Raw genomic sequence first — 23,215 nt, forward strand, 5'->3', positions numbered from 1 at the left:
CACGAGGGGTGGGAGCCAAAGCTCCCACCCCTCGCTTAGCCGGAATCAGTCTTTCACCACCACCTTGCCGACCATTCCCAAGTAGTCGTGCAGTCCGCAGATGTAGTCGTAGACACCTGCTTTGTTGAACGTCACGGTGAATGTGGTGTTCGGAGGCATGAGGCCGGAATTCAGCTGCCCTCCCGTGTAATTCGTTGGGTCACCGAGCGGCGGGAAAACGTTTGCCGGTTCGGTACCGAAGGTCACCGTGTGCGGCTCGCCCATGCCGTTGTTCACGAAGCTCACGCTCTCGCCAACATGGATAACAACTTTCTCCTCGATGAACCGCATGACCGAAGCTACGCCGTCGTCGGCCCCGGCAATAACGGTGTGATTGTCGGCCTGATCGCGGGCTGCGCTCCATTGGTCATAACCGTCGCTGAGGATGGCTCGCTCAGACCGCTTCACACCGCGGTTGTACTGTCCCTGGGTGTACGGATAGTCAGTGCCCTTGTCCCGCACGTGGACTGTACCCACCATGGCCATCCCATGCACCAGGCAGTAGTACGTGAAGTCGCCCGTGTTCGGGAATGTGAGGCTGTAGGACTCCACGGCAGGAAAGCCGCTGTTCGAGACGTTGGTCATGACTCCGGAGTTGTAATAAGAGTGCCCGTCATAGGACGTGCCGCCCTGGGCAGAAACGTCGAGCGGGTTGGCAGGATCAAATGGTTGCGTGGACTCGATCGTCTGTCCCGCGGCCAAGAAACTCACGGTATGGATTTCGGCAGCGTTGGCTTCCCATGTGACCTTGTCACCAGCATTGATGAAGATGTCCTTCGGCAGGAAGGACATTCCCTGGATGGCCTGATCCGACGATTCCGATCCGACCTGAACTGTCCAGGTCCGCGCAGATTTGCCGCCGTCCGCAACGGCGGCGCCACTGAGTGCGAGCGGCAACACGAGGGCTAGGAGTAATACGAGGAGTGCCCGAAGGCGCGACAAAAGGAGGGGTTTTGGATGAGCAGTCATAAGACGCATTCCTTTGAAATCAGTGTGCTGACTGGCTGTTTCCAGCCTGGAAAATTGGGGCGCCGGAGACCATGGCGTCGCTTGACGGTGACTCGGTTTCCTTGAACTTCCCTTTGAACGTCAGCTCGCAGCTACTGACCATCCCCCGCATACGGTGCGGCGCCGCGGCATTGGGGCCATGCGGGATCCTCCCTTGCTCGGAGGGATAACGTCCGGTTCCGTGGGCCAAGAGCCCCCCATTGCGGAACGGATAGGACACGGCAAAGCCGGCCCATGTGAAGGCGGAGAGATTTTAAGTCCCATGGTGCTCCCGGAAACAGGCTTTGTCGAGATGCTGGCTTCTGGGTGGGGATCTTGAGCTGATATTTAACTAATCTTGAAGTAAAGCTTGAGGGATACTTGCGGCTTCCTTAAAGTCCTGCCGGAAAGTAGTGGTTATCGGGCAGCACAGTCCGTGGAACACCCGGTCTCACGGGCTTCAAGGAATGGAAACGATCATGGGTCTCAACCTGAAAACCACCACCGGCAAGGTCATTGCTTCCCTGGCCCTGGTCGGCACCGCAGCCGGCGTGGCGGGACTGGGAACCTACGGTGCGTTCACCTCCAGCACCTCGGCCAGCAACACGGTCGCCTCCGGCATCGTGAACATCGCCCTGGGCGCGTCCGGGACCACGAACCGGCTCAGCGTCGCCGCGGCCGGTCTGGTCCCCGGAGACACCGTGCAGCGCGTGGCCACCCTGAGCAACGCCGCCGGCAACCAGTCGCTCTCGGCGATCACGCTGACCACCTCGGCCCTGCCGACCTCGAAGCTGGACACCGACGCCAGCAACGGCCTGCAGATGGTCATCGACAACTGCTCCGTGCCGTGGACCGAGTCCGGCACTGCCCCCGCCTACACGTACACCTGCACCGGTGGCACCACGACCTCGGTCCTGGCCAGCCGCGCCGTCACCGGTTCCAACCTGGCCCTGGCCAACCTGGCCTCGGTCGCCCCGAACGCGACCGACAACCTGCGCGTCACCCTCACCCTGCCGGCCGCCGCGGACAACACCTTCCAGAACCTTTCCAGCACGGTCGCGTTCAACTTCACCGGCGCCCAGCGCACCGCCACCAGCAAGTAACCCCCCGAAAATACCCCCCGAAGCCAGCCCTTCGCCGTCGAGCCCCCCTGAAATACCGACGGCGGAGGGCCTGCACCAAAGAACGGAGACCCGCCATGACCGCATCACTGCTCCGCCGCCCGCGGGCCTCCCGGACCCCCACCACCGATACAACCGTGACGGCGACGACTGACGGGAAGCCCGGCCTGGGTGCGAGGGTTCTGCAGTCCGCCGTGCGGCTGAGTGCCACGGCGTTGATGGTCGCGGCGGTCGCGGCGTTCCTGTTCCTCGCCGTCGGGCCCCGGATCCTGGGGTACCAGACCAGCACGATGCTGACCGGTTCGATGGCGCCGCTGATCAACCCCGGGGACGTGGTCATCACCGTTCCGGTCCCGGTCGCGGACCTGAAGGTCGGGGACATCATCACTTACCACATTCCGGTGGATGACCAGCGGGTGGAGACGCACCGGATCATCGAGCTCGCCGTGAACAGCCAGGGCACCGCGACGGTGCGCACCAAGGGCGACGCGAACAACGGCGCCGACCCGTGGACGGCAACCCTGGCAGCGGGCCAGGTGGACCGGCAGGTCTTCACCGTCCCGTACCTGGGCAACGCCATCCGGGCCCTGCGGGACCCGGTGGTCCTGAAGGTCCTGATGTACGGGGCCCCCGCCGCCCTCGTGGTCATGGTCCTGGTCTCCATCTGGCGGAAAAAACCCGACACCACCACCGCCGACACCACCGACACCGACGGCGACGGCGACGGCGACGCTGCCACCGGGACCGCCACCGCTGCTGCCGCCGGCGTCGCGGGACGGCCCCTGCCGGCCCTGGACCGGCGCCCCCTCAAGCTCCTGGCCAAGGAAATGAACAGCAAGGACGCCGCCAGGAAATTCGCCGCCTCCTACACGAGGATGCTCCCGCAGCGGGTGGAGCGCATCAGCCAGGCCCTGAGCACCGGAAACAACGACCAGGCCATGGACGCGGTCCTCAGCCTGAAAACCAGCTCCTCCATGATCGGGGCCCTCGCCATGGAACAACACTGCGTCCGCCTCGAACGCGCCCTGGCCACGACCGACCACACCGCCGCAGCCCAAGCCGGAGAAGACGTACGCAACCACCAGCCGAAACTGGAAAAAGCACTGGGTGGTTCCACCGCCCGGCATACTGCGTGAGAATGTCCCCAGAGAACTGAACTGGGTCCGCCGCCTCTACCGCGAAAACCAGTAAGAATGGAACCGGACCACAGGCCCTGACAGAAAGCCGATGACCTTGCGAAGAAGCCCCAGCACCGCCGACGTCGCGAAGACGCCCGCGATCGGGCGCGTCGCCGCGGTCCTGGCAGCCGCCGCGGTCCTGATCTTCGCCCCCGGCATCGCCCAAGCCGCATTCAAATCCTCCACGAGCGGCTCAACCAGCGCATCAACTCTGAAGCTCGCGACGCCGACCGCTTCTCAGGTCACCTCCACCTGCAACAACAGCACGCTCGTCATCACCCTCAAAACACCCGTGACCGGCGCCAACTACCATCAGCTGATCGTCAAAGACAAGTCTTCCGCGGTCGTGTACACGGGCGATCTCAACACTTCAAACCACTGGACATACACGCTGAACAACACCTACAACGGGCAAAACGGAAACTACACCTTCCAGATCCGCGGCCAGTACCACGTGCCCTCCAGCAGCAACATCTGGACGGGTTCCCCTTACACAAAGATCATCGGCTGCTGACCGGGCGGCCGCTCTGAGCGAAATCGGTAGTCGCCTGTCAGCCGCCCTCTATAGAGTTGCCCCATGAGCCAGACTCCCACTTCCTTCGTTCCCCCCGTCGCCAAGAAGGTGCCCGTTACGCGCGAGCACCACGGTGATGTGTTCGTGGACAACTACGAGTGGCTACGGGACAAGGAATCCGCCGAGGTCGTTGAGCATTTGAAGGCTGAAAACGCCTACCAGGAGGCCGTCACCGCGCACCAGGAACCGCTGCGCGAGGCCATCTTCCAGGAAATCAAGGGCCGCACCCAGGAGACGGACCTCTCCGTCCCGAGCCGAAAAGACGACTGGTGGTACTACACCCGCTCCGTCGAAGGCAAGGAATACGGCATCCACTGCCGTGTCCGGGCCGCACACTCCGGCGATGCGGTGGCGGACTGGACGCCTCCGGCGGTGGAACCCGGCCTCGCACTCCAGGGCGAAGAAGTCCTGCTTGACGGCAACATCGAGGCCGAAGGCAAACCGTTCTTCTCCATTGGCGGCACCGCCGTGACGGCGGATGGCAACCTTTATGCCTATGCCGTGGACAATTCCGGCGAGGAACGCTTCACGCTCCGTATCAAAGACCTGCGAACCGGGGAACTGCTGCCCGACGCCATCGAAAACATCTTCTACGGCGTGGCCTTCTCCCCCGACGGCACCCGGATCTTCTACACCGTGGTGGACGACGCGTGGCGCCCGTACCAGGTGAAGTCGCACGTCTTGGGGACGCCCGTCAGTGAGGACGAGGTCATCTACCAAGAGGACGACGTCGCCATGTGGCTCGGCTTCGAGCTCTCCTCGGACCGCCGCTACCTTGTGCTGGGCATCGGCTGCTCGGAATTCAGCGAGACGCGGCTGCTGCGCTTTGACGACTACGACGCCGGACTGTCCACCGTGATCTCCCGCGACGAGCACATCCTCTACGAGGCCGAACCGTTCCTCCTCGAGGGTGCTGATGGACAAAAAGCGGAGACGATTCTCCTGACCCACAACAAGGACGCCATCAACTCGATGGTCTCCATCGCGGACCCGGCTGAGTTCACGAAGCCGCTGGTCGAGCAGCAGTGGCGCACCGTCGTCGAGCATTCCGACGCCGTTCGCGTCAACGGGGCGGGCGTCACCGCGACGCATCTGGTGGTGTCCGTGCGGCAGGACACGATTGAACGTGTCCAGGTGCTGCCGCTCGCCGGACTGGGAGCTTCCACCCAGGGTGCCGCCGTGGAGCCTGCCTTCGACGAGGAGCTGTACACGGCCGGCGTGGCCGGATCGGATTACGAAGCGCCGGTGATCCGGATCGGGTACACCTCCTACTTCACACCGTCGCGGGTGTATGACTTCGTGCTGCCCACGGCTTCGTCCCCGAGCGGTGAGCTGCTGCTTCGCAAGGAAAGCCCGGTGCTGGGCGGGTACGACGGGTCCCACTACGTGGCCACGAGGGAATGGGCGACGGCGGCGGACGGCACGCGGGTGCCATTGTCAGTGCTCCGACACTCGTCCGTCGCGCAGGATTCAACCGCCGCAGGCCTCGTGTATGGCTACGGCTCCTACGAAGTCAGCATGGATCCGGGCTTCGGCGTGGCGCGTTTGTCCCTCCTGGACCGCGGAATCGTCATGGTAATCGCTCACATCCGCGGCGGCGGCGAACTCGGCCGGCACTGGTACGAGGACGGCAAGAAGCTCCACAAAAAGAACACTTTCACGGACTTCGTCGCAGCAACGGACTGGTTGGCGTCGTCAGGCTGGGTGGCCCCGGACCGGATTGCAGCAATGGGCGGGTCGGCGGGCGGCCTGCTGATGGGCGCCGTCGCGAACCTCGCGCCCGAAAAATACGCCGCTATTGTGGCTGCCGTACCGTTCGTGGACGCCTTGAACACCATCCTGGATCCCGAATTGCCGCTTTCCGCGCTCGAGTGGGAGGAGTGGGGCAACCCCATTACCGATCCCGAAGTGTACGGGTACATGAAGTCCTACACTCCGTACGAGAACGTACGCTCGGTTCCGTACCCCAAAATCGCGGCTGTCACGTCCTTCAACGACACCCGCGTGCTCTATGTGGAGCCCGCCAAGTGGGTGCAGGTGCTGCGCTCCGAGACCACCGGCGCGGCGCCCATCGTGATGAAGATCGAGATGGACGGCGGACACGGCGGAGCCTCCGGACGGTACGTGCAATGGCGTGAGCGCGCTTGGGACTACGCCTTCGTGGCGGACTCGCTCGGCGCCGTCGGACTCCTGCCCGGTGCCGGACTGAAGTAACGTTCTCTTTGGGGGCCGGACCGGACAGTAGGAGTGCAGTGGAAAATGGTCTCAAGATCGATGCGTCGGTGCCAAACCGGGCTTTGGTGGCCGATCCTGACCCTGCCCGCCTCGCAGAGACGGTTGCGGCGCTCACCTCTGTAGGGTTCCTGGTCCGCACAGCGTCCGACGCCGGTTCGCTTGCGGCCGCGCTGGAAGACGCGCAGAGCGATGTGGTGTTGTTGGACAACCACCTTCGCGACGACCTCCCGAAGTATGCCGCCCCTGTCCTCCTCATGCTGGATCCCGAGGACGACCTTGATGTTGCGGTCCTGGAAGCCTGGAGAATCGCGGACTTTGTCTACAAAGCCCAGTCTGCCGAGTTTCGGGCACACAGGGCACTGATACTGATCGCCCGCGCTGCCGAACAGAAGCGGCGTCGTTCTGAGGCCGAGTCCCTGCGGGAGCGCCTGCGGAACGTGTCCTCCGCGATCCGGTCAACTATTGATGCGGGGCAGATTGCCCGGCACTTGGTGGACGGAATCGGCGAGGCCCTCGGTGCGGATCACGTCTGGTTCACCACGTTCCCGGATGCACGTGTGCCACAGGTCAGCGCCGAGTGGAACGCCCCAGGGCTTGAACGAGGAGTCCTGCCTAGCGAACTGACGGATGAGATCGCGACGTTCGAGCTGGCTGGGCGCTTGTGGGCCGAAGCGGAAGTGCAGCTGCTGGTCGGTGCGGGCGCGCCGTCTGCTGACAGGCTGGGTGGCGCGGGCGCGCCGTCGACCTCTGTGGTGGTGCCCGTGGGCGAGGGAGATCTCGTCCTCGGTGTCATCTGGATCGCTCGCCGGGACACGGCCCACGATTGGACCCGGGCCGAAACGGGGCTGATTCAGCACGTTTCCGGGAACTTGGCGTATGGCCTGATACAAAGCCACCTGATCGGTGCGCAACAGCAGGTCATGTACAAGCTCCAGGAATTGGACCAGGCCAAAACCGACTTCCTGACCACGGTGAACCACGAACTTCGAACTCCGCTGACGTCGATCACGGCTTATCTGGACATGATCCGCACCGGTGCAGGTGGATCAATTCCTGCGGGTGTCGAGCGGATGCTTGAGGTCATTTCGCGAAATACCGAGCGACTCCGCCGGCTGATCGAGGACATGCTCACCGTCTCGCATCAAGGCTCTGCGGGCGAGCTCCAGTTGAGCCGCGTCAATGTGGGCACCATGCTCAGGCTTGTTGTCTCCGCGCTGCAACCCCTGGCCGAATCCCGCTCGCTCTCGCTCACAGTGATGCATGCCCCGGGGACCGTGACTGTCCAGGCCGACGAGGCGAAGCTGGAGCAAGTCTTCGCCAACATCATCAGCAACGCCATCAAGTTCACCCCCGACGGCGGTCACGTGGCCGTGAGCAGCGGGATCACCTCGGATCCAGACACGGATCCCAGCGTGGTGGTGCGCGTGGAGGACACCGGCGTCGGGATCCCCGCAACGGAAATCGATCAAGTGTTTACGCGATTCTTCCGCGCTTCGAATGCTTCGACTGCGGCTATCCCCGGCAGTGGGCTCGGCCTGGCCATCGCCCACGACATTGTGGAACGGCATTCCGGCAGGCTTGATATCGAGTCCGGACTGGGTGTGGGAACGACGGTTTCGGTCCGACTCCCGCTGGAAAAGTGACCCGAAGTTAGTTGGGCCACCAGCCGATCTGTGCGTAGTGCACCGGGTCAGTTGTCACGGGAACAGTGGTCACCGTGGTGCTGATGGGGACGTGCGGCGTCTTCGGTGCAGCGTTGGCAGGAGTGACAAACCCGCCAATAGCCAGCAGACCGGTCATGAGAAGAGTTGCGGTGAATTTTTTCATTCATTGCTCCTGTGTGCCGTTGAGAACCTGTGCCGTTGAGAATCCGGAGGGGACTTTCTCAGCGTACGGAGCCTTGTTAAAGGTTCGCTTAAGATCGGCTCAGTTTTCCGACGACTTTGCGGCCAAGCGGTACCCAATGCCACGCACGGTTTCCACCCAGCGTGGCGACTGCGCTGAATCACCGAGTTTCCGCCGCAGGTTGGCGATGTGAACCTGGATGGCGCGCTCTTCCGACTCGCTGACGTAGCCCCCGGTTTCGTACTCCCTGGCATGCAGCCAGCGAGCCAGGCCGGTGGTGCTCCGGACGACGCGTCCGGCCTCCATGATTGCCTGGAGCAGGTCGAACTCGGTGCGGGTCAACTGCACCTCTGCATTACCGACGCGGGTTGTCCGTGTGGCTACGTCCAAGTAGAGGCCGTTATGCTCCAGCCCGGCTGATTCCCCTGCCTGGTGCCCGTTCTCTCCGGCCGACTCTGGGAGTGCCGCTGGTGCTACCAACGCCGCGGTTGGCGCCAGCTCCGCCGTCGTACTCCTTCCGGAGGTGCCGCTCTCGAGTTTGCTGCCGCGGGGGCGGCGGAGGAGCGTCTCAACCCGGGCCAGGAGCTCGCGGGGGCGGAAGGGTTTGGTGACAAAGTCGTCCGCGCCGACGGCGAGTCCCTGCAGGGTGTCCACCTCGCGGGCACGGGCCGTCAGCATGACGATGTACGCGTCGCTGAATTCGCGGACGCGGCGGGTGACCTCTATCCCGTCAATGTCCGGCAGGCCCAGGTCCAAGGTAATGACGTCCGGGTTGTGACGGCGGACCGCGTCCACCCCATCGATGCCGTTTCCGGCCGCGTAAACCTCAAGGCCCGACGCCTCGAGGACAGCGTGAACCACCTCGCGGATGTCATCGTCATCCTCGATTACTACAGCTACGCCCGATGCGCCCACGTCAAGATCCCCATCTCTTATGCTCAGCCCACCTTAACATCAGCGGTACCTGCTATTCTCCCGCACTTCACGGTAAGTCACGCGCGACCCCTGCGTCGGTTGCTCCGTCAGCGCCGTTTGGATGCCTACTTCCGTGTCCGCCACTCGGAATCGAGCATCGCGTAGATGACTTCGGTGGACCACTGGCCCTTGTAGTGCCAGTTGTCCACGAGCTCGGCTTCGCGGCGCATCCCGAGCCGCTCGCACAGGCCCGACGACGAGGTGTTCAGTGCGTCGAGCTTGGCGTCGATGCGGTGGAACATCAAGGTTTCGAAGCCCAACCGGAGCACGGACTCGGCGGCCTCGGCGGCGTAGCCATGGCCCCGGCTTTCGGGGGCCAAAATCCAGCCGATCTCCGCCTGCCCCGTGCCCGGCAGCCATTTGAGCACCACTTCGCCCAGGAAGTCCCGGTGAATCCGCGCGCTCGATGGCCAGGCACAGCCAGTCGCCTTCCTGCTCGAAAGCGAAGTTGGCGTAGCGCCCCAGCGCCTCCATGGATTGCGTCAGGGTGAGTTCCTGCCTGAGCAGGAAACGCGCCGTCTCCGGCAAGGACTGGTATGCGTGGAATCGCTCCAGATCGGAGGCCTCAAAGCGCCGAAGCACCAGCCTCGGCGTGCGGAGGGGAAGTTCGATGCGGGGCATGCCTCGAGGCTACTCCATTGCTCCCGAGGGCCGATTTTGTGCCGTCAAAACGACGCTGGCGGAACACTAGAATCGGTCCCGCCACGCGGGCGCCCCTTGACAGTTCAAGCAAACTGGGATTACCTAATGAACATTCGGTAAATAAAGCTGGAGGCAATGACGCATGGTTGAGACCACCCTTTCTGGCGCAGCGCAGCACCAGATCCTCAAGAACGACTACGCCTCCGAATGGATGGGCCTTGAGGTGCTCAAGGTCGACGACGGCCACGCCACCGTCCGCATGAAGCTTCGGCAGGAAATGCTCAACGGCTTCGGAATGGCCCACGGCGGCATGATTTTCGCCTTCGCGGATTCAGCGTTTGCCCTCGCGTGCAACCCAGCCGCCCCATCGCCGTCGGACGCTGACACCATCACTGTGGCCGCCGGCGTCGACATCAACTTCCTCAAGCCGGCCTATCAGGGGCAGGTGATCACCGCCGTCGCGAACCGTCGCGCCAAGAACGGGCGCAGCGGCCTTTACGACATCCAAATCTTCGCGCGCGACGCCGCGGAATTGACCGCCTCCGAGTCCCCGGATGACTCGAGCAGCTACGGCGAGCTCATCGCCGAGTTCCGTGGCCGCAGCCGCACCATCTCCAAGAAGTAGGAAGACCATGACACAGAACACCGTCGCCGCTCCCGACGCACCAGCCAAGCTCGATCGCGAAGAAACCATCTCCCGCGACGAGCTCGAGGCGCTGCAGCTCAGCCGGCTCCAGTACACCCTCGCCTACGCTTATGATCGCGTCCCGCTGTACAAGCGCAAGTTCGACGACGCCGGCATCCACCCTTCGGACCTGCGCGAGCTCGCCGACCTGGGCGGCTTCCCCTTCACCACTAAGGAAGACCTCCGCCAGGAATACCCCTTCGGCATGTTCGCGGTGCCGCAGAACGAGGTTGCCCGCGTCCACGCCAGCTCCGGCACTACCGGCCGCCCCACCGTGGTCGGGTACACCAAAAACGACCTCGCCAACTGGGCCACGCTGGTTGCCCGGTCACTCAGGGCCTCCGGCGTCCGTCCGGGCATGAAGGTCCACAACGCCTACGGCTACGGCCTGTTTACCGGCGGCTTGGGCGCCCACGCGGGTGCCGAAGCACTCGGATGCACCGTCATCCCGATGTCCGGCGGCCAGACCGAACGCCAGATCCAGCTGATCCAGGACTTCAAGCCGGACGCGATCCTGGCGACACCCACGTACCTGTTGACCATCGCCGACGCCATGGCGCACATGGGTATCGATCCGGCGTCGACCTCCCTCAAGTACGCCGTGCTTGGCGCCGAACCGTGGACCGAAGAAATGCGCCACGAGCTCGAAACCACCATGAACATCAAGGCCTGCGACATTTATGGCCTGTCAGAGGTCATGGGCCCGGGCGTTGCCGGCGAGGCGGTGGAGACGCAGGACGGTTGCCACATCTGGGAGGACCACTTCCGGCCCGAGATCATCGACGCCTTCAACCCCACGGTGGGCAAGGACGCCGTGCTGGCCGACGGCGAACCGGGCGAGCTGGTCTTCACGTCGCTCACCAAGGAAGCGCTGCCGATCATCCGGTACCGCACCAAGGACCTCACTCGCCTGTTGCCCGGCACCGCCCGCCCGGCGCACCGCCGCATGGGCCGCATCACCGGCCGCAGCGACGACATGATCATCCTCCGCGGCGTTAACCTCTTCCCCTCGCAAATCGAGGAAATCGCGCTGCGCATCCCGGAGCTCAGCCCGCACTTCCAGCTCGAAATCAGCCGCCCCGAAGGCAGGCGCATGGATTCGCTGACGGTTCGCATCGAACGGCGGGAGAACGTCTCCACTGAAGCGAGTACGACGGCGGCCCACGCCTTGCGAGAGCAGATCAAGATCCACGTGGGTTCTTCGTGCGTGGTTGACGTCGTCGAACCCGGGTCGCTTGAGCGTTCCAATGGCAAGCTGCGCCGCGTCTACGACATGCGTCCTAAGGGGTAACTTGGCCGGGATTACCGACCGTTCATGAGAAAATGACCAGCATGCCTAGTGAAACAGCAACCAAGCGGGGACGCCCCGGATACGACCAGCAATCAGTGCTGCTGATCGCCGTCGACGTCTTCAACCGCCACGGTTACGACGCCACATCCATGGGCATTCTGGCCGAAAACCTCGGAATCTCAAAGTCGGCCATTTACCACCATGTGCCGTCCAAGGGCGACCTCCTGAAGCTCGCCCTCGAGCATGCGCTTGGTGGGCTCGAGGCCATCCTCGAACAGCCCGAGGCTGTTTCCGGGGCGGCGGATGCACGGCTGGAATTCGTTCTGCGGCAGACCATCGCCGTGCTGGTGGACCGCTTGCCGTTCGTCACGCTGCTCCTGCGGCTCCGGGGCAATACGGACATCGAGCGGGACGCGCTGGAACGGCGTCGAGCCTTTGACCACAAGGTGGCAGCGCTGATCTCGGCCGCCCGCGAGGAAGGTACCCTGCGCCAGGACATCGATCCCCGCACCGTGACCCGGCTTCTTTTCGGCACCATCAACTCGATCGTCGAGTGGTACAAACCTGGCGGCTCGCTCTCCCCGCAGCGGCTCGCCGACGACGTCATCACCATGGCGTTCGACGGCCTGCACGCCTCGGCCTAGTCCTCGTTCTCCGTTCTTTCAACCGGTCAGAGCTGGTACTCGGCCTGGGTACCCAAGCCCTCGTGGACACACAAAACGTTGTTCTCGGTGTCCATAAACCAGGCGCATCTATCAGCGTCCGTCGTACAAATGTGGTGTTCGGTCTTGAGGTCCGGGAGGTCGTAGTCTCGGAATTCGACGCCGTTCGCCTCCATTTCGTCGACGGTCCGCTCAATATCGCTGACTTCAAAAGAAAGGGCAGTATGCGATGAGTGCATGCCGTCCTTGATAGGCATCAGCTGCAGCATGGGGCCGCCGTCGTTGCCAAACAAATCGTTTCCATCCCATGTCATGCCGCGGTGCGGGAGGCCGAGTTTCTCCGCGTAAAAGCTGCGGGCCCGGGCTACATCATCGACCGGCAAAACGGTTGTGGCTGTTCTGAGTGCTAGGTTCACTTCGCCACCTCCTACGCTGAAAATCTTACGCCGGGCGCGGCAGTAAAGAACTTTTGAACGAGCGTCCGGGGTTACTTCTCCACGAGGGTCAGGACGTCGTAGGTGGCTACGATTTCGTCGTTCTGGTTGGTGAGCACGGCGTCCCACGAAACCTCGCCGTATTCGTCGGTTTCACGCGGGGTGATCTTCTTTGCGGTCAGGGTGACCCGGATCGAATCCCCGGCGGCCACGGGTGTGATGAAGCGCAGGTTTTCCAGGCCGTAGTTGGCCAGCACGGGACCCGGTGCGGGCTCCACGAACAGCCCGGCGGCCCAGCTCAGCAGCAGATACCCGTGCGCCACGATTCCCGGGAAGAACGGGTTTGCCTCGGCAGCTTCCTGGTTGGTGTGGGCGTAAAAGGTGTCGCCGGTGGAGTTGGCGAAGGCCGTGATGTCCTCCAGGGTGACTTGGCGCAGTTCGGACCGCACGGCGTCGCCGATCCGCAGCGTAGCCAGCGACTTCCGGAACGGGTGCGTCGACTCCGTCTCCACCGTGAAATTACGGTCCGCGCCGGTGTGCCAGACGCCGGTCACGGCCGTCAGCATGTTCGGCGAACCCTGGATGGCCGTGCGCTGCATGTGGTGCATGACCGAGCGGATACCGCCGAGTTCTTCGCCGCCACCGGCACGTCCGGGTCCGCCGTGGACCAAGTGCGGCACGGGCGAACCGTGACCGGTTGAGGAACGCGCGTCCTCGCGGTTGAGCATCAGGACACGGCCGTGGTGCGCCGCGATTCCGGTCACCAATTCGCGTGCGACGGCGGGGTCGTTGGTGCACACGGAGGCCACCAGGGAGCCGCCACCGCGGGCGGCGAGGCGGACGGCGTCGTCGAGGTCCTTGTACCCGATCACGGAAGACACGGGACCGAAGGCCTCGAGCGAGTGGACAGCTTCGGCGTCGACGTCGTCCCAGCTCAGGACGACAGGCGACATGAATGCACCGCCCTCCACGACGCCCACGGTGCCGTCCAGCGAGGTGACCGACGGCGAATCGAGCGTTCCGTATGCGAGCTCCCCACCGGCGTCGAGCATGGACTGAACTGCGGCGCGGACGTCTGCGAGCTGCTCCAGGGACGCGAGGGCACCCATTGTGACGCCCTCGGCGCGGGGGTCCCCCAGCACGACACGCTCGTCAACCCGCGCGCCGATGGCGGAGACGACGTCGGACACCAGGCTTTCAGGCACGATGGTGCGGCGGATCGACGTGCACTTCTGGCCGGCTTTGACGGTCATTTCGGTGACGACCGACTTGATGAACGCGTCGAACTCGGGGGTGCCGGGTAAGGCGTCCGGTCCCAGGATGGCGGCGTTGAGCGAGTCGGTTTCGGAGGTGAAGCGGACGCCGCCCTGGACCACGTTGACGTGGGACTTCAGCGAGTTGGCGGTGGAAGCGGAGCCGGTGAACGCGAGGAGGTCGCGGTAATCGAGGTGGTCCAGGAGGTTTCGCGCGGATCCCGAAATGAGCTGGAGCGAACCTTCCGGAAGGATGCCCGACTCGACGATCGCCCTGACCACGACGGCGGCAACGTAACCGGTGGGGGTGGCTGGCTTGACGATGGTGGGGACGCCGGCGATGAATGCGGGCGCGAACTTCTCGAGCATGCCCCAGACCGGGAAGTTGAACGCGTTGATTTGCGCGGCGACGCCCGGAATGCGGGTGTAGATGTGCTCTCCGGCGAAGGATCCGTCCCTGGACAGTACTTCCATGGGGCCGTCCACCACGACCTGCGAGTTCGGCAGTTCGCGGCGGCCTTTGGACCCGAAGGTGAAGAGCACGCCGATGCCGCCGTCGATGTCCACCATGGAGTCGATCTTGGTGGCACCGGTTTTGAAGGAGGAAGCGTAGAACTCGTCGCGCCGCCCGTTGAGGTACTGGGCAAGTTCCTTGAGTTTGAGGGCACGCTGGTGGAAGGTGAGCTTGCCGAGTTCCTGCTGGCCGACGGTGCGGCCGTAGTTCACGACGCCGGCAAGGTCCATTCCGTCAGTGCTGACCGTTGCAAGGACTTCGCCGGTGCTGGCGTCGCGGACGGGCACGCCGGCTGAGGCGTCGGCGCTGGGGGTCCACCACTTGCCCTGGACGAAACTGGGCACGGTTTCAACAGCTGTGGCTTCCGGAGCGACTGCGGTACTGGTCATCGTCGACGGGTCCTTCCAAGGCACGGGGCGAAATGGGAATGAACGACCGCAAATTACTGACCGGCCGTTCGGTAATAATCCCAGAATACATGAGAGCCCCGATGTGCACACTAGATGCGTCTTGGGGCTGCGCCCTTCCTGACCTTCTTTGACGTGTTTTATCGCCCGGATGGTGCGACTCGCCGTGTCGTAAGCGCTTTCCGACATCAAAGAAGGTCACGACGGCGCGTGGTCGGGGCCGCTGTCTACCTCGCCGGGGTTTCGAGCTTGGCACGGACGGCACCGATTTCCTCTGCCGAGACGCCGTTCGCCCCCAGGAACTCCTTAGCGTCTAAGGAATGCGCGAATTCCAACAAGCTCACGCTGCGTGATGCCAGCATGGCTTCAAGTGCGTCTTCCTTGAGAAAGGGATCATGGGCGTGCGGGGCGCGATGGTGACGGTGGCGTTCGTTGATTCCACGCATTCCCTGCTGGTAGCCCAGTACGATTTCTTCGTCACTGGCGCCCACGAGATCCTGCAACATCACGGCGATGATTCCACTGCGGTCCCGGCCAGCAGCACAATGCACCACCACCCCGCCACGTGCCACGGCGATGGTCTTGAAGACCCTGGCGAGCTTGTCCGGGAAGAGCCGCACATAGTCGGCGTAGTGCGCAGGGTCTTTCAGATACGGGCCAAAGCGCTCGGTGAACTCTTTGTCCTCTGGGTCTTCGGTGGGGCAATGGACGATGTCGAATCGTGCGGTCGCCTCCGCTGAAACCGCTGGATCGACCTCCCTGGGCTGCTGCTCGCGCAGAGTCCGCAGATCGATGACGGTGCGGACACCGGCGTCGTGCATTTGCTGCCACCCGGCGTCGGTAAGCCATTCCCGACGACCCATCCGATACACGCTTCCGGCGATATGCCAGGCGTTCACCGCACCGTCCCAATGGACGCCCCGCTGCTTGGCGGCGGTTGAGATCCCATCCATACCGGACAGCTAACCACACGGCGGGATGGGTGAGCGAGGGTTGCCAAGAAGGGCGATATATGTGAGCGGGGATCGAGTCAACGCCCAGAACGAAACCTTTTGCCAGCTACTTGGGTTGGCGCTTCGCCAATCGGAACTCGAGGCCCGTGCGCACGGCCGGCCATTCGTGTTCGAGGATGGAGAACACCACGGTGTCGCGGAGCACTCCGTCCAAAGTTCGCGAGTGGTTGCGCAGCACGCCGTCCTGCTTGGCGCCCAGCCGGGCAATGGCTTCACGGGACTGGTGGTTGAGCCAATGAGTGCGGAATTCGACGGCGGGGCAGCCGACGGTTTCGAAAGCGTGGCGCAGGAGCAGCAGCTTGGAGTCGGGGTTGCTGCCGCTGCCGTGTGCGGAGGCGGCGTTCCACGTGGAGCCGATCTCGACGCGCGGGGTGGCGGCGTCGATGTTCATGTAGGTGGTCATGCCGATCAATTTGCCGTCCGCCTTCAACCGGGTGGCAAACGGCAGCATGGATCCCTGCTCCTGCAGCGTGAGGCGACGGTCGATCTCGGTGGCCATGCCCTCAGGCGAAGGCACCGAGGTGTACCAAAGCTTCCACAACTCGCCGTCCCTCGCAGCATCCACGAGTCCGTCGTGGTGCTCGCGGCTCAGCGGTTCCAGTGTTACGAAGCGCCCATCCAAGGTCACGGGTTCGATTGAAGTCACCCGGTTAGCCTAGCTGTTGCGGGGCGGCGCCGCGGCAGGAAAACTAGTCAGTCCAGTCGAAGAATCCCTTGCCGGTCTTCCGACCGAGCTCGCCGCGGGCAACCTTGTCGCGCAGGATCTGCGGCGGCGCAAAGCGCTCCCCTAGCGTCGATTCCAAGTATTCCGCGATGCCCAGACGCACATCCAGGCCCACGATATCCGTGGTCTTGAGCGGCCCCGTGGGGTGCTTGTAGCCGAGCACCATGGCGGCGTCGATGTCTTCGGCCGAGGCCACGCCCTCTTCCACCATGCGCATCGCCTCCAGCGCGATCGCGACGCCCAGCCGCGAGGACGCAAAGCCTGGCGCATCATTGACGACGACGGCGGTCTTGCCGAGTGCCTCCGTCCAGCTTTTCGCCGTGGCAGCAAGCTCCGGCGAGGTCTCCTTGGCCAGGACCACCTCGATGAGCGTGGACGCCGGGACGGGGTTGAAGAAGTGCAGGCCCACGAAATTGGCGGGCCTGCGAAGCTGCGAAGCGAGGCCGGTCACGGAGAGGGACGAGGTGTTGGAGGCCAGGAAGGCGTCCGCCGAGAGGTGTTCCTCCACAGCCTTGAGTGCTGCGACCTTGAGCTCGTAGTCCTCGGGCACTGCTTCCACCACGAGCCCGCAGTGGACAAAGGAATCGTAGTCGGTGGAAGTGCTGAACCGGGACAAGGCCTCGTCGGCGGTTCCCGTCAGTGTGCCGCGGGCCGCGGACTTGGCGACGGCTTCAGCCACACGTCCCTGCGCGCCAGCGGCAGCTTCATGGTCGCGCTCCACGACAACCACGGTAGCGCCCTTGATCAGGAAGGCATGGGCGATGCCGGCGCCCATGCGGCCGCCGCCGAGGACTCCGACAACGTGTGGGATGGCGGGAATTGCTGTCATTTACGGGTCCTGTCTGAGGTATCGGCGGTATCGGCGGTTTCGGCTGTATCGGCCTTCGAGCTCTTCTTGTCGAGGAACGCCTGCATACGGTCGAACTTGGCTTGCGATTCGAAGAGCATGCCTTGTGCGAGCGTGTCGATGACGGGGTGCGCCTCGGCCGGAGCATGGAAGACCGACTTGGTGATCCGGACGGCGAGGGGGTCCTGCCGGCCGATCCTGTCAGCAAGGTTGTGGGCAGCTTCCATGAGCACCGGAGCTTCGTGGATCTGGGTGATGAGGTTGATCCGGAGGGCTTCGTCGGCGCGGAGGACGGCCCCGGCCAAGAGGATTTCCTTCGCGATCGGCTCCCCCACGAGTTCCTTGAGCCGCCAAGTGGCCCCGGCGGCCGCCATGATGCCAAGGCCAGTTTCGGGGTTGCCGATCCGAACGCCCGGCGTCCCGATGCGGAAGTCCGCCGCGTAGGCGAGTTCGGCACCCCCGCCCAGGCAGTAGCCGTCCAGGGCCGCGATGACGGGCATGGGCAGCTTCGCGATCCGCACAAAAATGGTGGAGTTGATACCGCGCAGGGCGTCATCGCGGCGGCGTTCCCTCAGCTGGCCGATGTCGGCGCCCGAGGCAAAAACGCCGTCGACGCCGGCAATGATCAGGACTTTCGGTTCGCGCTCAAGGTACTCGCACACCTGGTGAAGTTCATCCACCATCTGCTGGTCAATCGCGTTGCGGACCTCTGGCCGGTTCAGGAGCACGGTGACCCGGTCCTCGCGTTCCTCGATAAGCAGCGTCGCGAAATCCTCGGGATTCAGTGCCATTACACACCTTCCAGGAGGATCGCGGCACCCTGGCCGACGCCGATGCACATCGTTGCGAGGCCGATCTTCCGCTCAGCGCCACTCAGCTCGCGCTCCATGCGGCCAAGAAGCGTAATGGCGATACGCGAGCCGCTGGAACCGAGCGGATGCCCCAAAGAAATGGCACCGCCGTCGTTATTCACCATGTCCGGGTCCAGGCCCAAACGCCGCATGCTCGCGAGCGATTGCGTCGCGAAAGCCTCATTAAGTTCGACGGCGCCAAGGTCCCCGACCGTAATGCCGGACCGGGCCATGATCTTTTGTGTGGCCGGAACCGGGCCGATGCCCATGATTTCGGGTTCGCAGCCGGCCGAGCCGCCGTCGATGATGCGGGCCCGCGGAGTGAGGCCGTACTTGGCAATGGCAGCTTCCGAAGCAACAATGATGGCTGACGCGCCGTCGTTGAGCGTGGACGAGTTGCCGGCCGTGACAACCGAGCCGCCCGCCACCACGGGACGAAGGCCGGCGAGGACCTCCATGCTGGTTCCTTCACGCGGGCCTTCGTCGGTGTCAACAACGGTTTCGCCCTTGCGGGTCTTCACAGTGACCGGGACGATCTCGTCTTTGAAACGACCGGCAGCGATCGCGGCCAGCGCGCGTTCGTGGGAGCGGACGGCGAAGGCATCGGCGTCTTCGCGGGAAATGCTGTCCACGCGGGCAACTTCCTCAGCCGTTTCCGGCATGGAATAGGTCATCTTCCCGCCGCGGGAGAACTCCCCCTTGGTGAAAAGGGGGTTGGCAAAGCGCCAGCCGATAGAGGTATCGAAAATCTGGCCCGGCTTGGCGAAAGCTGTGGAGGGCTTCTCCTGGACCCACGGGGCCCGGCTCATGGATTCGACGCCGCCAGCCACCACGATGTCCGCGGCGCCTGCCTTGATCATGTGGCTGGCCATGATGATGGCGCTCATGCCCGAAGCACAAAGGCGGTTTACGGTAATGCCCGGGATGTGGAGGGGCAGTCCCGCGAGGATGGTGGCCATGCGGGCCACGTTGCGGTTTTCCTCGCCGGCGCCGTTGGCGTTGCCGAGGATGACTTCATCGATGGCATCGGGGTCGACGCCGGCCCGGGCCACGGCCTCGCGGAGCACGAGGGCTGCCAAGTCATCGGGCCGCACCGCAGAGAGCGCGCCGCCGTAACGGCCTACAGGTGTGCGGGCACCGCCAACAAGAAAAGCCTCGACCATGAGAACATCCTTCGCGAAGGGAGCGGGGCCGGTGAATAATTTACCGACCGTTCGTTCTATAAAGATTACACGGCACCGCCCCGTGGTCAACTGTCCTGTGGTCAACGGCGCCGCGGCGCCACTCAGATCACCCTGATACCCAGATGCCCTGCCAAAAGGGGCGCCATCAGGCTGAGCTGATAATCATCGATGACCACTCCGGACAAGCCGCCAAGTCCATTGATCATCCGGAAATCCGAGCCACGCAGGTCCACATCCTTGAGCTTGGCTCCTGCCACATCCAGCGTGCCGATGGTGCAGTCCTTGAGCACCACGCGCGTCGCAGTACAGGCACCGAGGTCAAGGTCGTTGATGATGCAGCCCGTGATCGCCACATCCATGAGCTTGGACCCGCGCAGATTCAGGAAGTCCAGCTTGCCGCCGTCGATCTTCACCGAGTGCCAGGTGCCCTCGTACATTTCCGCGGAACCCCAGCGCGGGTTGCTGATCTCCACTTCACGCCATGAGGTGCGTGCAGCGGTAAACACCGGCGCGTACGGCTCATTCAGGATGCAGTCCCGGAAGGTCGCACCCCGCAACTGGGCCTCATTGAAGGAGACTCCGTTGAATTCGCACTCGATGAAGTCCGCTCCGCTTAATTCAGTCCCGTCAGCAACTGCGCGGGTGAAACGGACGCCGTCGTACCGTTCGCCGCGCTGGAAATCCGGGGCGGGATCGTCGCGGAGCTCGTCAAGGCTGATGGGCGAAATACGGGGCGCTGTGACTTTCGAGACCGCCATCAGTTCGCCTCCGCTTTCGCAGCGATTTCCGCGAGATCCTTCGCGAGCGCCTTGCGCGTGACGCTCATCCCGATCTTGCCAAAGGCGGCCATCATGATTTGGCTGAGCAGGGTCGGCTTGAGGATCTCGGCGCCGAAGAACAGCGTCACTTCGGTCCCGCCGTCGCGCTCTTCCAAGGTGAAGAGAGTGGTGTAGTCCGCGCCGCCCTGCCTGGCCGTGACGGTGGTACCCCGCGGCGGATCGCTCTGGGAAACGTACATTTCCACCGTTTCATCCCTACCCATCATGGCGCGGGTTTCCTTCCAACGCGTCCCCTCACCGTAGGGGCCCTCACTGAGCATCTGAATGGCCTTGACGCCGGACAGAGTCTTGGCCGAGCCCGGAATGTCAGAGATGACGGCCCAGACTTTCTCCGGCGAGGCATTGATGTGCTTGCTGAGAGTGGTGCTGTGGTCCATGTATCGAGCCTATCTGCGGACACTGACAAAAACAGCTGAGCCCCCATCAGCCCTTGCGCCGACAGGTAGGCTTCCCCACATGGTGCACATCGATTTGAGCGCGGAGAGCGCGGCGGCCGGAGGGTCCCGCACCTTGCAGGGTTACCTTGCCGTACCCACCGGCGGGTCCACCGGCGCAGGGCCGTTCCCCGGCGTCGTGCTCGTTCATGAAGCCTTCGGGCTCGACGACGTCATGCGCGGCCACGCGGACCGGCTCGCGTCAGCGGGGTACTTGACTCTCGCCGTCGACCTTTACAGCGACGGCGGTGCGAGGCGCTGCCTCGTGGCGACCATGCGCTCGCTGATGTCCGGTGCGGGCCGGGCATTCACGGATCTTTCGACGGCGCGGTCCATGGCTCCGCGACGATGCCAGGTGTTCGGGAAAAATAGGGGTCATCGGGTTCTGCATGGGAGGCGCATTTGCCCTGCTCGCGGCCCATGACGACTTCGACGCCGCTTCCGTGAATTACGGGCAGCTGCCGCGGAACCTGGAACAGGCTTTGGAAGGAGCATGTCCGGTGGTGGCCAACTACGGAGCCAAGGATCGGACCATGCCGGGAGCGGCCGCGAAGTTGGAGGCCGCGCTCACGAACCTCGGGATCGAGCACGACGTCAAGGAATTCCCGACGGCGGGTCACGCCTTCATGAACGACGCCCCGGTTGGACCCCGGCCGCTGCGGCCGCTGATGCGGGTGATGGGAATCAAACCCGATCCCGCTGCCGCTCCGGAAGCGTGGCAGCGCATTGAGGAGCACTTCGCGAGGTACCTCAAGGATTAAATGCCCGACGGCGGCCGCCCCGCTGAAGAGGCGACCGCCGTCGAACGTTTTGGATGCCTAGCTTTTTGGATGCCTAGCTTTTTGGATGCCTAGCTAAAGAGCTCGCTCTTGGGCTCGTTGTTCTTGACCTTCTGCCAACCAATCCACAGGATCAGCGCGAAGACCGGGATGGTGGCCAGGGTCCAAAGGCCCAACGGGAACACTTCGCCGGTAGCTTTGTCCGTCATGGTGTCCATGCCAATCAGCACCGTGATGGCCAACAGGGCAATGAGGCCCACCCAGCTGGTCCATGGCGAGCCGGGCATCGGCAGGCTAGACACGTTGCCCTTCTTCTTGCGCAGCGCGATCTGGCTGGCGAAGATGGAGCCCCACGTGAAGATGACGCCGATCGATGCCGTGTTCAGCGCGAGGTCGAAGGCGTGCGAGCCGCCCAGCCAGATGTTGAGCAGGATGCCTACGAGGTAGACGGCGCCGATCGCCAGGATCGCGGCGTAAGGCACGTAACGGGTGGACATCTTCGTAAGCCACTTCGGAGCATGTCCATTGTTGGCCATGGTGCGGAAGATGCGGCCGATCGAGTACAAGCCCGAGTTGCACGAGGACAGCGCGGCGGTGATGACGATCATGTTCATGACGTCGCCCATCCACGGCAAGCCCATCTGCCCGAATACCGTCACGAACGGGGAGGTGCCCGCGTGGTACTGGTCCGAGGGCAGGAGCATCGCCAGGAGAGTCACGGAACCGACGTAAAAGACCACAATGCGGATCACGACGGCGCGGATCGCCTTGGGCACTTCGCGTTCCGGATCCTGCATCTCACCAGCGGTAATGCCGACGAGTTCAATGGCGTTGTAGGCGAAGATCACGGCGTTGAGGACCAGGATCATCACCAGGCCGCCCTTGGGGAACATTCCGCCGTCGGCCGCGAAGAGGTTGTTCACCGAAGCGTGGCCGGTGCCGACCTGCGCGTTGGTGACCACCATGAAGGCGCCCACCGCCAGGAAGATCAGGATGGCGGCGACCTTGAGGCAGGAGGCCCAGAATTCGAATTCGCCGAAGGCCTTGACGCTAAAGAGGTTCACGGCCACCAGAAGCACAAGCGCGGCGATGGCGGAAAATTCAACGGGGACGTTGGGGAAGAAGAACTGGAAGTACAGGCCGATCGCAATGAGTTCGGCAATGCCCGTCATGGCCCAGTTGATGAAATACATCCAGCCAGAGAGGAAGGCGCCTTTCTTGCCGAACATTTCGCCGGCGTAGCTCACAAAAGAGCCCGAGGTCTGGCGGTACATGATCAATTCGCCGAGTGCCCGCATCAGCAGGTAGGCGATGACGCCGGCGATGGCGTACGAGAAAATCAGGGCCGGGCCGGTGGAGGCCAGGCGTCCACCGGCGCCCATGAAGAGGCCGACGCCGATCGCGCCACCCATCGCGATCATGGTGACGTGCCGGCGGCTCAGGGTCTTCTTGTAGCCCTCGGCGCTGAGGTTTTCGGAAGTTGTAGGGGTGCTGGGCGCAGCCAGGGTTCCCGGCTCACGCTGAAGGTCGGTTGTGGAGTTTTGAGGCACAGCGGTTCCTTGTGGGTCGAAGATATGCCGGCCCTGGCTTCGCGTGTATCGGCACAAGTAATTCGAGCTTTTGGTCGCTAGGCGAGTCGAATCAGTAGCGAAAACACGGAAGCGTCGAAGGTAAATCCGGCAAAACCATCGTACCCGGTGAT

General features: G+C 63.6%; 23 protein-coding genes and 1 pseudogene. 10 read left to right on the plus strand and 14 right to left on the minus strand.

Features of this window, described 5'->3' with window-relative positions:
- Window positions 1-45: 45 nt before the first annotated feature.
- Window positions 46-1,008, minus strand: a complete 963-nt coding sequence (locus ACF0H6_RS08110) for a plastocyanin/azurin family copper-binding protein (RefSeq protein WP_395249149.1) — start codon at window positions 1,006-1,008, stop codon at window positions 46-48.
- Window positions 1,009-1,505: 497 nt separating this feature from the next.
- Between ACF0H6_RS08110 and ACF0H6_RS08115 the strand changes: the two genes are divergently transcribed.
- The 5 genes from ACF0H6_RS08115 to ACF0H6_RS08135 all read left to right on the plus strand — a co-directional run bounded on the left by ACF0H6_RS08115 (window position 1,506) and on the right by ACF0H6_RS08135 (window position 7,777).
- Window positions 1,506-2,129: a TasA family protein gene (locus ACF0H6_RS08115; RefSeq protein WP_395249150.1), complete on the plus strand. Its 624-nt coding sequence runs from the start codon at window positions 1,506-1,508 to the stop codon at window positions 2,127-2,129.
- Window positions 2,130-2,224: 95 nt separating this feature from the next.
- Window positions 2,225-3,283, plus strand: coding sequence for a signal peptidase I (locus ACF0H6_RS08120; protein WP_395249151.1), 1,059 nt, complete (start codon window positions 2,225-2,227; stop codon window positions 3,281-3,283).
- A 91-nt stretch (window positions 3,284-3,374) separates the two neighbouring features.
- Window positions 3,375-3,839: a hypothetical protein gene (locus tag ACF0H6_RS08125; RefSeq protein WP_395249152.1), complete on the plus strand. Its 465-nt coding sequence runs from the start codon at window positions 3,375-3,377 to the stop codon at window positions 3,837-3,839.
- A gap of 63 nt (window positions 3,840-3,902) precedes the next feature.
- The gene (locus ACF0H6_RS08130) at window positions 3,903-6,113 is read left to right on the plus strand and encodes a S9 family peptidase (RefSeq protein WP_395249153.1); all 2,211 of its coding nucleotides are present in this window, start codon (window positions 3,903-3,905) and stop codon (window positions 6,111-6,113) included.
- A gap of 38 nt (window positions 6,114-6,151) precedes the next feature.
- Complete coding sequence (locus ACF0H6_RS08135; RefSeq protein WP_395249154.1) at window positions 6,152-7,777, plus strand: ATP-binding protein; 1,626 nt, start codon at window positions 6,152-6,154, stop codon at window positions 7,775-7,777.
- A gap of 7 nt (window positions 7,778-7,784) precedes the next feature.
- Here ACF0H6_RS08135 and ACF0H6_RS08140 read toward each other — a convergent pair whose 3' ends face one another.
- The 3 genes and pseudogenes from ACF0H6_RS08140 to ACF0H6_RS08150 form a co-directional block, all read right to left on the minus strand.
- A complete protein-coding gene (locus ACF0H6_RS08140; protein ID WP_395249155.1) occupies window positions 7,785-7,961 on the minus strand; it encodes a hypothetical protein in 177 nt (58 codons plus the stop codon).
- A gap of 99 nt (window positions 7,962-8,060) precedes the next feature.
- A complete protein-coding gene (locus tag ACF0H6_RS08145; RefSeq protein WP_395249156.1) occupies window positions 8,061-8,894 on the minus strand; it encodes a response regulator transcription factor in 834 nt (277 codons plus the stop codon).
- A 125-nt stretch (window positions 8,895-9,019) separates the two neighbouring features.
- A pseudogene (locus ACF0H6_RS08150) lies at window positions 9,020-9,575 on the minus strand (GNAT family N-acetyltransferase).
- Between the two features lie 163 nt (window positions 9,576-9,738).
- On the opposite strand from ACF0H6_RS08150, the gene ACF0H6_RS08155 reads away from it, so the two are divergent.
- Genes ACF0H6_RS08155 through ACF0H6_RS08165 form a run of 3 tightly spaced genes read left to right on the plus strand, consistent with a single transcriptional unit; the run spans window position 9,739 to window position 12,216 of the window.
- The gene (locus ACF0H6_RS08155; protein ID WP_395249157.1) at window positions 9,739-10,221 is read left to right on the plus strand and encodes a hotdog fold thioesterase; all 483 of its coding nucleotides are present in this window, start codon (window positions 9,739-9,741) and stop codon (window positions 10,219-10,221) included.
- A gap of 7 nt (window positions 10,222-10,228) precedes the next feature.
- The gene (gene paaK / locus ACF0H6_RS08160) at window positions 10,229-11,572 is read left to right on the plus strand and encodes a phenylacetate--CoA ligase PaaK (RefSeq protein ID WP_395249158.1); all 1,344 of its coding nucleotides are present in this window, start codon (window positions 10,229-10,231) and stop codon (window positions 11,570-11,572) included.
- A 41-nt stretch (window positions 11,573-11,613) separates the two neighbouring features.
- Window positions 11,614-12,216 (plus strand): TetR/AcrR family transcriptional regulator, encoded by a 603-nt coding sequence (locus ACF0H6_RS08165; protein WP_395249159.1) that lies wholly within the window; start codon window positions 11,614-11,616, stop codon window positions 12,214-12,216.
- Between the two features lie 26 nt (window positions 12,217-12,242).
- On the opposite strand, the gene ACF0H6_RS08170 is transcribed toward ACF0H6_RS08165, so the two are convergent.
- The 9 genes from ACF0H6_RS08170 to ACF0H6_RS08210 all read right to left on the minus strand — a co-directional run bounded on the left by ACF0H6_RS08170 (window position 12,243) and on the right by ACF0H6_RS08210 (window position 20,677).
- Window positions 12,243-12,650 (minus strand): VOC family protein, encoded by a 408-nt coding sequence (locus ACF0H6_RS08170; RefSeq protein WP_395249160.1) that lies wholly within the window; start codon window positions 12,648-12,650, stop codon window positions 12,243-12,245.
- 71 nt (window positions 12,651-12,721) lie between these two features.
- Window positions 12,722-14,824 (minus strand): phenylacetic acid degradation bifunctional protein PaaZ, encoded by a 2,103-nt coding sequence (gene paaZ / locus ACF0H6_RS08175; protein WP_395249161.1) that lies wholly within the window; start codon window positions 14,822-14,824, stop codon window positions 12,722-12,724.
- A 245-nt stretch (window positions 14,825-15,069) separates the two neighbouring features.
- Window positions 15,070-15,795 carry a tyrosine-protein phosphatase gene (locus tag ACF0H6_RS08180; RefSeq protein ID WP_395249162.1) on the minus strand — a complete coding sequence of 242 codons (726 nt, stop codon included), beginning with the start codon at window positions 15,793-15,795 and terminating at the stop codon, window positions 15,070-15,072.
- A 106-nt stretch (window positions 15,796-15,901) separates the two neighbouring features.
- Window positions 15,902-16,501 (minus strand): GNAT family N-acetyltransferase, encoded by a 600-nt coding sequence (locus ACF0H6_RS08185; protein WP_395249163.1) that lies wholly within the window; start codon window positions 16,499-16,501, stop codon window positions 15,902-15,904.
- 43 nt (window positions 16,502-16,544) lie between these two features.
- Window positions 16,545-17,408 (minus strand): 3-hydroxyacyl-CoA dehydrogenase family protein, encoded by an 864-nt coding sequence (locus ACF0H6_RS08190; RefSeq protein WP_395249164.1) that lies wholly within the window; start codon window positions 17,406-17,408, stop codon window positions 16,545-16,547.
- Window positions 17,405-18,217 carry an enoyl-CoA hydratase/isomerase family protein gene (locus ACF0H6_RS08195; protein ID WP_395249165.1) on the minus strand — a complete coding sequence of 271 codons (813 nt, stop codon included), beginning with the start codon at window positions 18,215-18,217 and terminating at the stop codon, window positions 17,405-17,407. Before ACF0H6_RS08195 ends, ACF0H6_RS08190 begins: the two co-directional genes overlap by 4 nt.
- Window positions 18,217-19,440 (minus strand): thiolase family protein, encoded by a 1,224-nt coding sequence (locus ACF0H6_RS08200; RefSeq protein WP_395249166.1) that lies wholly within the window; start codon window positions 19,438-19,440, stop codon window positions 18,217-18,219. Before ACF0H6_RS08200 ends, ACF0H6_RS08195 begins: the two co-directional genes overlap by 1 nt.
- 122 nt (window positions 19,441-19,562) lie before the next feature.
- Window positions 19,563-20,219: a pentapeptide repeat-containing protein gene (locus ACF0H6_RS08205; protein ID WP_395249167.1), complete on the minus strand. Its 657-nt coding sequence runs from the start codon at window positions 20,217-20,219 to the stop codon at window positions 19,563-19,565.
- Window positions 20,219-20,677 (minus strand): SRPBCC family protein, encoded by a 459-nt coding sequence (locus ACF0H6_RS08210; protein ID WP_395249168.1) that lies wholly within the window; start codon window positions 20,675-20,677, stop codon window positions 20,219-20,221. Before ACF0H6_RS08210 ends, ACF0H6_RS08205 begins: the two co-directional genes overlap by 1 nt.
- A 79-nt stretch (window positions 20,678-20,756) precedes the next feature.
- Here ACF0H6_RS08210 and ACF0H6_RS08215 point away from each other — a divergent pair, with 79 nt between their 5' ends.
- Both ACF0H6_RS08215 and ACF0H6_RS08220 read left to right on the plus strand, forming a co-directional pair.
- Entirely contained in the window at window positions 20,757-21,158 is a 402-nt protein-coding gene (locus ACF0H6_RS08215) for a dienelactone hydrolase family protein (RefSeq protein ID WP_395249169.1), read from the plus strand.
- A complete protein-coding gene (locus tag ACF0H6_RS08220; protein ID WP_395249170.1) occupies window positions 21,124-21,495 on the plus strand; it encodes a dienelactone hydrolase family protein in 372 nt (123 codons plus the stop codon). The genes ACF0H6_RS08215 and ACF0H6_RS08220 overlap by 35 nt, the downstream gene beginning before the upstream one ends.
- Before the next feature lie 89 nt (window positions 21,496-21,584).
- Here the strand turns inward: ACF0H6_RS08220 and ACF0H6_RS08225 are convergent, their stop codons facing one another.
- On the minus strand, window positions 21,585-23,063 hold the full coding sequence (locus ACF0H6_RS08225; protein WP_395249171.1) for an amino acid permease: 1,479 nt from the start codon (window positions 23,061-23,063) through the stop codon (window positions 21,585-21,587).
- Between the last annotated feature and the right edge of the window lie 152 nt (window positions 23,064-23,215).

The organism is Arthrobacter sp. NA-172 (genome assembly GCF_043952055.1).
GTDB lineage: Bacteria > Actinomycetota > Actinomycetes > Actinomycetales > Micrococcaceae > Arthrobacter.